Annotated in this window: 7 protein-coding genes and 1 tRNA gene; 4 read left to right on the top strand and 4 right to left on the bottom strand. The window is 47.2% G+C overall.

Annotated elements, in window-relative coordinates; translation table 11 throughout:
• Positions 1-18 precede the first annotated feature (18 nt).
• Positions 19-1,134 carry a magnesium chelatase ATPase subunit I gene (bchI, locus tag QUB04_RS28255; protein ID WP_190742072.1) on the bottom strand — a complete coding sequence of 372 codons (1,116 nt, stop codon included), beginning with the start codon at positions 1,132-1,134 and terminating at the stop codon, positions 19-21.
• Positions 1,135-1,364: 230 nt separating this feature from the next.
• On the opposite strand from bchI, the gene QUB04_RS28260 reads away from it, so the two are divergent.
• Positions 1,365-1,511, top strand: a complete 147-nt coding sequence (locus QUB04_RS28260; protein WP_333289610.1) for a hypothetical protein — start codon at positions 1,365-1,367, stop codon at positions 1,509-1,511.
• A gap of 37 nt (positions 1,512-1,548) precedes the next feature.
• A complete protein-coding gene (locus QUB04_RS28265) occupies positions 1,549-1,710 on the top strand; it encodes a hypothetical protein (protein ID WP_333289612.1) in 162 nt (53 codons plus the stop codon).
• Positions 1,711-1,822: 112 nt separating this feature from the next.
• Here the strand turns inward: QUB04_RS28265 and QUB04_RS28270 are convergent.
• Positions 1,823-1,895, bottom strand: a tRNA-Phe gene (locus tag QUB04_RS28270).
• A 132-nt stretch (positions 1,896-2,027) separates the two neighbouring features.
• Between QUB04_RS28270 and QUB04_RS28275 the strand changes: the two genes are divergently transcribed.
• A complete protein-coding gene (locus QUB04_RS28275) occupies positions 2,028-4,727 on the top strand; it encodes a glycosyltransferase family 39 protein (protein ID WP_333289614.1) in 2,700 nt (899 codons plus the stop codon).
• A gap of 112 nt (positions 4,728-4,839) precedes the next feature.
• The gene (locus QUB04_RS28280) at positions 4,840-5,757 is read left to right on the top strand and encodes a cobalamin-binding protein (RefSeq protein ID WP_333289617.1); all 918 of its coding nucleotides are present in this window, start codon (positions 4,840-4,842) and stop codon (positions 5,755-5,757) included.
• A 371-nt stretch (positions 5,758-6,128) separates the two neighbouring features.
• Here the strand turns inward: QUB04_RS28280 and QUB04_RS28285 are convergent, their stop codons facing one another.
• Entirely contained in the window at positions 6,129-6,782 is a 654-nt protein-coding gene (locus QUB04_RS28285; protein WP_333289619.1) for a fasciclin domain-containing protein, read from the bottom strand.
• Positions 6,783-6,947: 165 nt separating this feature from the next.
• The gene (locus QUB04_RS28290; RefSeq protein ID WP_172190728.1) at positions 6,948-7,730 is read right to left on the bottom strand and encodes an MBL fold metallo-hydrolase; all 783 of its coding nucleotides are present in this window, start codon (positions 7,728-7,730) and stop codon (positions 6,948-6,950) included.
• Positions 7,731-8,001 lie beyond the last annotated feature (271 nt).

The raw sequence follows: 8,001 nt of genomic DNA on the forward strand, positions 1-8,001 counted from the left end.
CCAATTACCAATTACCAATTACCCCTCAGTTGTTTCTAGGCCGAATACCCGATCGAACACTTTAGTCACTTTATACCCCGAATCTATTGATTCTAGCGGGTCTTTCCGCAACCGGTGCCGCAAACACAGAGTCATCACCCGGCGAATATCGTCTACAGTCACCTCTGTGCGACATTCCAAAGCCGTGAAAGCTTTCGCAGCCCGATTCGTCACCAAATCGCCCCGCAGCCCGTCTACGTCCAATTCCGCGCAAACTTGGGAGATTTTTACCCGCAACTCTCGATCGATAGTTACCGATTTCAACCTTTCCTGAGCTTCCACCAACTTCTGCTGCATATCATCTTGTTCGTGCTGATATTTCGCGAGAAACTCCGCCGGATTTTGGTCAAAACTAGATCGCTGTTCGACAATTTCCACTCTTAAATTCGGGTCTTTTACAGTCCGAATTTCTGCGTGCATCCCGAATCTGTCGAGCAACTGCGGCCGCAATTCTCCTTCTTCTGGATTCCCGGAACCAATTAAAATAAACTTAGCCGGGTGGCGGATCGAAATGCCTTCTCTTTCAACAGTATTCCAACCGCTGGCGGCGGAGTCGAGCAAAACATCGACTAAATGATCGTCGAGCAAATTGACTTCATCAACGTACAGAATGCCGCGGTTAGCTTTAGCTAAAAGCCCTGGTTCAAAAGCTTTAACACCTTCCGACAAAGCTTTCTCGATGTCGATCGTACCGCAAACTCTGTCTTCGGTCGCGCCCAAAGGTAAATCTACCATTTGGACTTTTTTGCGGGCGATTTTAATGTCAGTTTGAGATAAAGTGCGATCGCGCACCTCATCGCTCATCAAATCTGGATCAGTGGGATGACTGTTAAAAGGATCGTCAGCCACCACCTCAATTTCCGGCAGCAAATCAGTGAGGGCGCGGATTGTGGTAGATTTACCAGTACCTCGATCGCCCATAATCATCACCCCGCCAATTTTGGGATCGATGACATTCAACAGCAGCGCCAGTTTCATCTCCTCCTGGCCAACAATTGCAGTGAAGGGAAAAACAGCGCGACGGGCTGCGGTAGCGGTAACGGTTGGTAGAGCGCCCGCATTTAGGGTATTGCTGACTTCGGCAGTAGGACTCACAGGATAACTCAAAATATAATAATTGCTTGTTTATTGTAGGGGATAAGGGATTGTCTGGGGCGATTCCCTACCGCAACGGGCCCGCACGCGCGTTCGGGATAGCTTCGCACGCGCGTAGTTGTAGGATTCCCACAGAGCACAGAGCCCCTTCAACAGGATAACGAGTACCAGTGTTTATTTAAAAAAAGTTTCAATCAACTTGGCCCATTCGGCACTGTGCAGCAATTTTTATGGACGATCGCGCTGCCCAGAAAGTAGCGCTATTCTTAGAAAAGGGATTTGTGTCAGCGAGACTCCCGGAGATTTTTATGAATATTACTTTGAGTCCTGAGCAGGTGAAATTGATCGAAGCGCAATTAGCACGCGCGGCAGTTTAGCTCGCCGGAAGAGGTGATTACAAAAGCCCTGCAGACTTTGACTCAAACACGCCAGAATTATTGGGAGTGGGTGGAGGAGGTGCGCTCTTCGGTGGAGGAAGCGGAGGCGGAACTATCGCGAGGTGAGGGAATCCCCTTAGAGACTGCCATCGAGCAATTGCAGGAAAAGTTTCGCAAGGCACGAGAGGTTCAGGGATGAACCGATGCTTTGTCTCTCCCACAGCAAGCCGAGACTTGAATGCCATTGGTGATTATTTTGTTGGCTCAAGTTTATATAAAAAAAAACCCTCAACTTTCTGAGGGCTTTGCGATGCCAGGAACGAGACTTGAACTCGTGACACGTGGATTTTCAGTCCACTGCTCTACCAACTGAGCTATCCCGGCTTGTTTTTTCGCGCTTTACTATCTTAGCAGACACATACAGAATTTAGCAAGCACTTTTTCAAATTAATTTTCGATCGCCCGGAACCGCCGGCCTGTAAGCTAAAAGCTGCAACCTAAAATCCAAGAATCGCAATGGCACAGCAACATCGGGACAGCGAGGGCAAGAGTCTGCTTGTCCTGGGCATAATTTGGCTGCTGGGGGCAATTAGCGATCGCCTCTGGTTTGCCCTCGATCGATCTGTCCCGGCGTGGGATCAAGCAGACTACCTGACTAGCACCCTGAAATACTTGCAGGCGTTGCAGCATCCTCAGTGGTTTTCCGGGGAGTGGTGGACAAACTTCTGGCTGCTTTCGACGAAAATTCCGCCCTTGGCATACATCTTAACGGTTCCGTTTCTTCAGGTTTTCGGTACTGGGGGCGATCGGGCAACCCTCGTTCATTTATTATTTAGTGCAATTCTCCTCGCCTCAGTCTACAGTCTGGGCGTCCAATTATTTAACAGGCAAGTCGGTTTGTGGGCGGCTGCAATTTGCGTTTTGTTACCGGGACTATATCGGTTCCGCTTGCAATTTTTGCTGGACTATCCCCTCACTGCTGCGATTACTTTTGCTTTCTATTGTTTGACCATATGGAAGCAGGAATCAGGAAGGCACGACACGGATTTTGACACGGATACACGGATGAATTATGGAGGAGAAGGAGAAATAAGGAAGAAGGAAGAAGGAAGGCACGACACGGATTTTGGCGCGGATACACGGATGAATTATGGAGAAGAAGGAGAATTTTTTTCTCTTTCTAGATCGTCTTGGTTTTGGGCGATCGCCTTTGGAATTTCTCTCGGTTTATCAATATTAGTTAAACACACTACCGTATTATTTCTATTTACCCCGATTGTGTGGTTGGCGGTGGGTGCTGTGCGGCAAAAAGCTTGGGGGAGATTAGGTCAATTAACTGGTGCTTTGTTGCTGTCGGTGGCGGTGTTTGGGCCTTGGGCGAAAACCAATTGGCTGTTAATTTTGACCGGGGGAAAACGGGCAACGCTGGATTCTGCGATCGCCGAAGGAGATCCGGGCATCAATACGATCGATGCTTGGATTTACTACGGTCAACACTTACCCGAACACATTTCTTGGCCTTTGTTACTTATTCCCTTAGTAGGATTGATACTTTATTGGCGTCGCCGGCAAGATAGTTCGTCAATCTTGCATCTCAACTCCTGTCGCTGGCTGGCTGTTTTCTGGGTAGGAGCTTATTTAATTAATTCTCTAAATATCAACAAAGACGACCGATATGTGATACCTTATTTGCCAGTTTTATCTATTTTCTTAGCCTACTGTTTAACGCTGTGGCCTTCTAGGTGGGGACGGCAAATTCGCTGGGGTACAATTGGCTTGGCAATTCTGGCGATGCTGTTCCATATGTGGCCGCTGGGAGGTGCTTTTGGACATAGCTTAGTCCAAATTATCAGTCCCGGCAATTCTAACTATCCTTACTTGGGAAAAGAGTGGCCGCACCGAGAGGTAATTGCAGAAATTATTGATAGGGAACCTTATTTACAATCTACTTTAGGCGTGTTGCCTTCGACGCCGGAAATTAACCAGCATAATTTGAATTTTTACGGTGCTTTGGCGAATTTTCAGGTTTACGGGCGGCAGGTGGGAACGAATTTAAAACAAGTGCCGCAAGATGTGCGATCGCTCTCTTGGTTCGTCACCAAAAGTGGCCCGCAAGGTTCGATTCGCGAACGGATTAAAAAAGCTCAAAATGCAGCCGTAACCGCGATTGAAAAAGGTGATAAATTTCAGTTAGAAAAAACTTGGCTTTTGCCAGATTATACTAATTTAAATCTTTATCGCAAGCGAGTGCAGCCTGTCGAAATACAGCCGTTGAATGAAGCGCGATCGCAAGTACAATTAGATCTAGTTACTGTCGCGGCAAAAGCAGTTCCCGGAGTCGCGCTGCCGGTTACTTATACTTGGTCTGGGCCTTGGCAGCAGTTGCAGTCTGGTTTAGTGTTGGTAACGTGGCAAAATCAGCAGTCTGGCGATATTCCACCGGGACAGACTTTCAGGATTTTACACGATCGCGCGATCGCCCAGGCGACTTTGCATCCGGGGATGCTGGAAGCGGATAAATTTGCTGTGGGGTTTCGAGTTGTCGATCGCACGGCGATGCTTCCTCCTGCTAATATTGCACCGGGAACTTACAATCTCCAAGCTACTTATCTAAATCGTAAAACCGGCGAAACTTATCCGATTAATGTGCCTGCAGTTAATGTTAAAATCGAGGCAGAGCCTCTGGATATGCGTTCTCAGGCAGAGCCTGGGAACGAGGATAATACAGATAAGCCTGAGTTAGATTTGGTAACTCAATTGCGGGCGATGGCGGTTAATTTACCCAAAGGATTGCCAGGTTTAGAACCCGTGTTCGAGCAGATTGGGCGCATCAATCAGTACGATCCAATTCAAGATTATACCGTGCAAGCGGAACAAGCGTTAGAATATCGGTTGAAACAGGAACCAAATAATCTAGAATTGGCTTATGCTTTGGCATTTTCGCGAGTATTGCAGCAGAATGTCAAAAGTGCGATCGCCGCCTTAGAAAAAGTCACTCAACTCGACTCAAAAAACCCTTACGCTTACGCCTATCTCGCTTTCGTACACCTGTACGGCTGGCATCCCAAAGCCGCTCAAACAGCCTTAAAACCTGCTCTATCTCTCAACTCCAACCTACCGGAAATTAGAGTTTTAAACGGTGTAGCCGCTCTGATGCAAGGTAATCTCATTCAAGCATGGCAAGATTTGCACTACTTAAAAAAATTAAAAATTTAACAATCCCTTTTATTGTGGCACAGGCGTCCAGCCTGTGCTTCTAAATCTGTAAAGCCTGTGCTTCTAAATCTGTAAAGCCTGTGCTTCTAAATCTGTAAAAAACAGAAAACCCATGAACCAACCAAGAATTGTCTCTCTAATTCCCAGTGCCACCGAAATTGTAGCACTTTTAGGATTAACCGATGCAATTGTGGGCCGTTCCCACGAATGCGACTATCCCCCAGAAATCCAAAATTTACCTGTTTGCACTCAGCCTAAATTCAATCCCGAAGGAACTAGCAGCGAAATTCACAACCGCGTGACAGAATTGTTGCAAAATGCCCTCAGCGTGTATAAAGTAGAAATAGATACTTTGGAAAAATTGCAGCCGACTCACATTATTACTCAAGCTCAATGTGAAGTCTGCGCTTGTTCTCTAACAGAGGTTGAACAAGCGGTAAGCACGCTGGTAAATAGCAAGCCGGAAATTATTTCTTTGCAGCCGAATTTGCTAGCAGAAATCTGGACGGATATTGAGCGAGTTGCTGATGCTTTGGGCGTAGATGGCAAAAGTGCGATCGATCTTTTGCAATCCCGCATCGATGCTATTATCTTAAAAACCAAAACATTAACCGTTAAACCCAAAGTAGCTTGCATCGAGTGGATTGAGCCTTTGATGGCTGCGGGTAACTGGATTCCCGAATTAGTGGCAATGGCGGGAGGCAATTCGCTATTTGGAATTGTCGGGGAACATTCCCCTTGGTTAAAATGGGAATCGCTAGTAGAAGCTAATCCCGATGTAATTATTTTCATGCCTTGCGGTTTTGATTTAACCCGCACTCGCAGCGAAGCCATGCAGATAACTAAATACGCAGAATGGCCTAATTTGCAAGCAGTAAAAACGAGGAAAGTTTACCTAACTGACGGCAATTCTTACTTTAATCGGCCGGGGCCGAGATTGGTTGATTCGTTAGAAATTTTAGCAGAAATTCTCCATCCCGAAATCTTCGATTTTGGCCATCAAGGTAAGGGTTGGCAGCCATTTTTGTAAGTACCCGCAGCTAGCTAAAGCTTTATATATAGCAATCCTAAATCATTTGTGAACTTCTTACTCCCTCCCCTTGATAAGGGGAGGGTTGGGGTGGGGGAAAAAATTTACGACTCCTGCAAAAATTGCTATATATTATAGCAACCCCCAAGACGGTTAGGACGTTGTTAATGGCTGAAACGATTGATTTTATTGCTTCTTCCTTCTTCCTGACATCCGTTACATCCGTTACAGAATCCGTTGCCGAACTTCCTTCTTCCTTCTGCTCTAATTCTGAATTGCCTGCCCTACAAATAAGGACACAACATTGTTGTGTCCTTACTTGGCATTCATTTAACCGAATCTGACATCAATTGATGCAAAAAACGCTCGTCCTACCTTGTTGGAGCAGGGGGCATCAATACCTTGTCAATTACGTGAATAACGCCGTTGCTAGCTTTGATATCAGCTTTCACAACATTAGCGCCGCTGACAGTAACTTTGCCTGCGCTAACTGCCACATTCAGCGAGGTGCCTTCAACACTTTTAACATCGCCGGATTTCAGGCTAGTAGATAAAACCGAGCCAGGAACAACGTGGTAAGTTAAAATCTTAGTAAGTTTGGCTTTGTTTGCGGGTTTGAGCAAATCCTCCACAGTTCCTTTTGGCAAAGCAGCAAATGCCGCGTCAGTCGGAGCAAAAACAGTGAAAGGGCCTTTTCCTTGTAAAGTTGTAACCAAACCTGCAGATCCCAAAGCCTTCGTCAGTGTCTTGAATTGAGCGTCGCCAGATGCAATAGCAACAATATCCTTAGTAGCGGAAGTTGGTGCCGGTGAAGCGCCAGTTGGTGCCTGTGAAGCGTCAGTTGGTGCCGGTGAAGCAGCGGTTTTCACATTTCCTGCAACTTGTTGAGTTTGAGTTGCATTAGCAACCTTGGTGTTGGAGGTGATGTGAGCCCAAGCCGGGAAACCAATTAACGCGCTAGCGCCGATTACTCCTGCGAAACCTGTGAGTTGTTTCATCCAACTAGGTAAATTTTGATTTTTCATTTCGCTTGCATTTCCTTATGAGATAAAACCGTGAACATGAATTGTTATGTTAGCCAAATCTCGACAAAAAGCAAGGTTGCCAGAGGCTAAGGTAGAGAGAAAATTCTCTTGCATCCCCGATCGAACAAAACTTCCTTACTATAACGCAACCTAAGAAATCGGGCATCAACCGCTAAATCTGTAACTCAAAACCTCAATCACCGAACCAGTTTGGGGTAAGTCAGCAGATTTGATCGAAATCGTGTCATTATTCAATCGGCGCACCGGCGTACCATCCATCAGCGCCAAGAATTCATCTAGCGGCACCAAATCGCACGCAGCAGCATCGGCGGCTTGGGTTTTGAAATGTGTCGGAATCACCATCTTTGGTTTGAGAAGTTGCAAAGTTTGCTTCGCTTCCGCCGGAGTGTAAGCTTTCGGCCCTCCGCCCACGGGAATCAGCACTACATCGGGCCGCCCGATCAAGATTTGTTCTTCAATGCCGATCGGGCCAGCAACTCCGCCCAAGTGTAAAATCTTAACGCCCGCTTGCTGCCACAGCCAGGCCACATTGACCCCAAATCGCCTTCCTCCCTCACGGTCTTTTTCCGTCCGAATCCCTTGAATCCGCAGCCCGTTAGACCTGTAAGCCCCCGGTTCGTACAAAAGGCCGGGATTGCCCGCAAATCCGTCGATCGCCCCTTCATCGAGCAAGCGACTGCTAATCAGAATCAAATCTGTTGGCACTTTAGGAGAACGATAGCCTGCGGTACAGCCCAGGGGGCGAAAAGGATTCACCAGCACCCTCGCACCGCCTCCGGCGAACAAGAAGCAAGTGTGCCCCAACCACTGAACCGACAAAGAATCAGCAGTTTGAGCTTGATAGCTTTCCCATCCAGATGGTAAACCAGTTGCTAAAGCTGCTAGCAAACCCGTCTGTGCGTAACGTATTAATTGTCGCCGTTTCATCGAAATTGCTGGGTTAGAAACCCCGTCCTTCCAGGACGGCTTTACATTGAGTTAAAACATGCAGCGGGGTGGAGGGGTATGGTTACCCCTCCGGTGAGGTATGGTTGCCTCAATCTCCTTTCGGAGTAAAGTTAGCTTCGCCAATGTTTTAAGAGCTTGTTAGGCTAGCAGCACTGTCTCAGTGACCTTAAGACTGTTGCCGGGTAAGGTTCGAGCGTCACCGCTCTCCCCTCCCCTAAGAACCGGACGTGAGGCTTTCGCACTCATCCGG

This window comes from Microcoleus sp. D2_18a_B4 (genome assembly GCF_036702475.1).
GTDB lineage: Bacteria > Cyanobacteriota > Cyanobacteriia > Cyanobacteriales > Microcoleaceae > Microcoleus.

Bases quoted from the DNA above. Each gene is read 5' to 3' on its own strand.
- QUB04_RS28260 (WP_333289610.1), top strand. From the start codon at position 1,365: ATGGACGATCGCGCTGCCCAGAAAGTAGCGCTATTCTTAGAAAAGGGA.
- QUB04_RS28275 (WP_333289614.1), top strand. From the start codon at position 2,028: ATGGCACAGCAACATCGGGACAGCGAGGGCAAGAGTCTGCTTGTCCTG.
- QUB04_RS28280 (WP_333289617.1), top strand. From the start codon at position 4,840: ATGAACCAACCAAGAATTGTCTCTCTAATTCCCAGTGCCACCGAAATT.
- QUB04_RS28285 (WP_333289619.1), bottom strand. From the start codon at position 6,782: ATGAAAAATCAAAATTTACCTAGTTGGATGAAACAACTCACAGGTTTC.
- QUB04_RS28290 (WP_172190728.1), bottom strand. From the start codon at position 7,730: ATGAAACGGCGACAATTAATACGTTACGCACAGACGGGTTTGCTAGCA.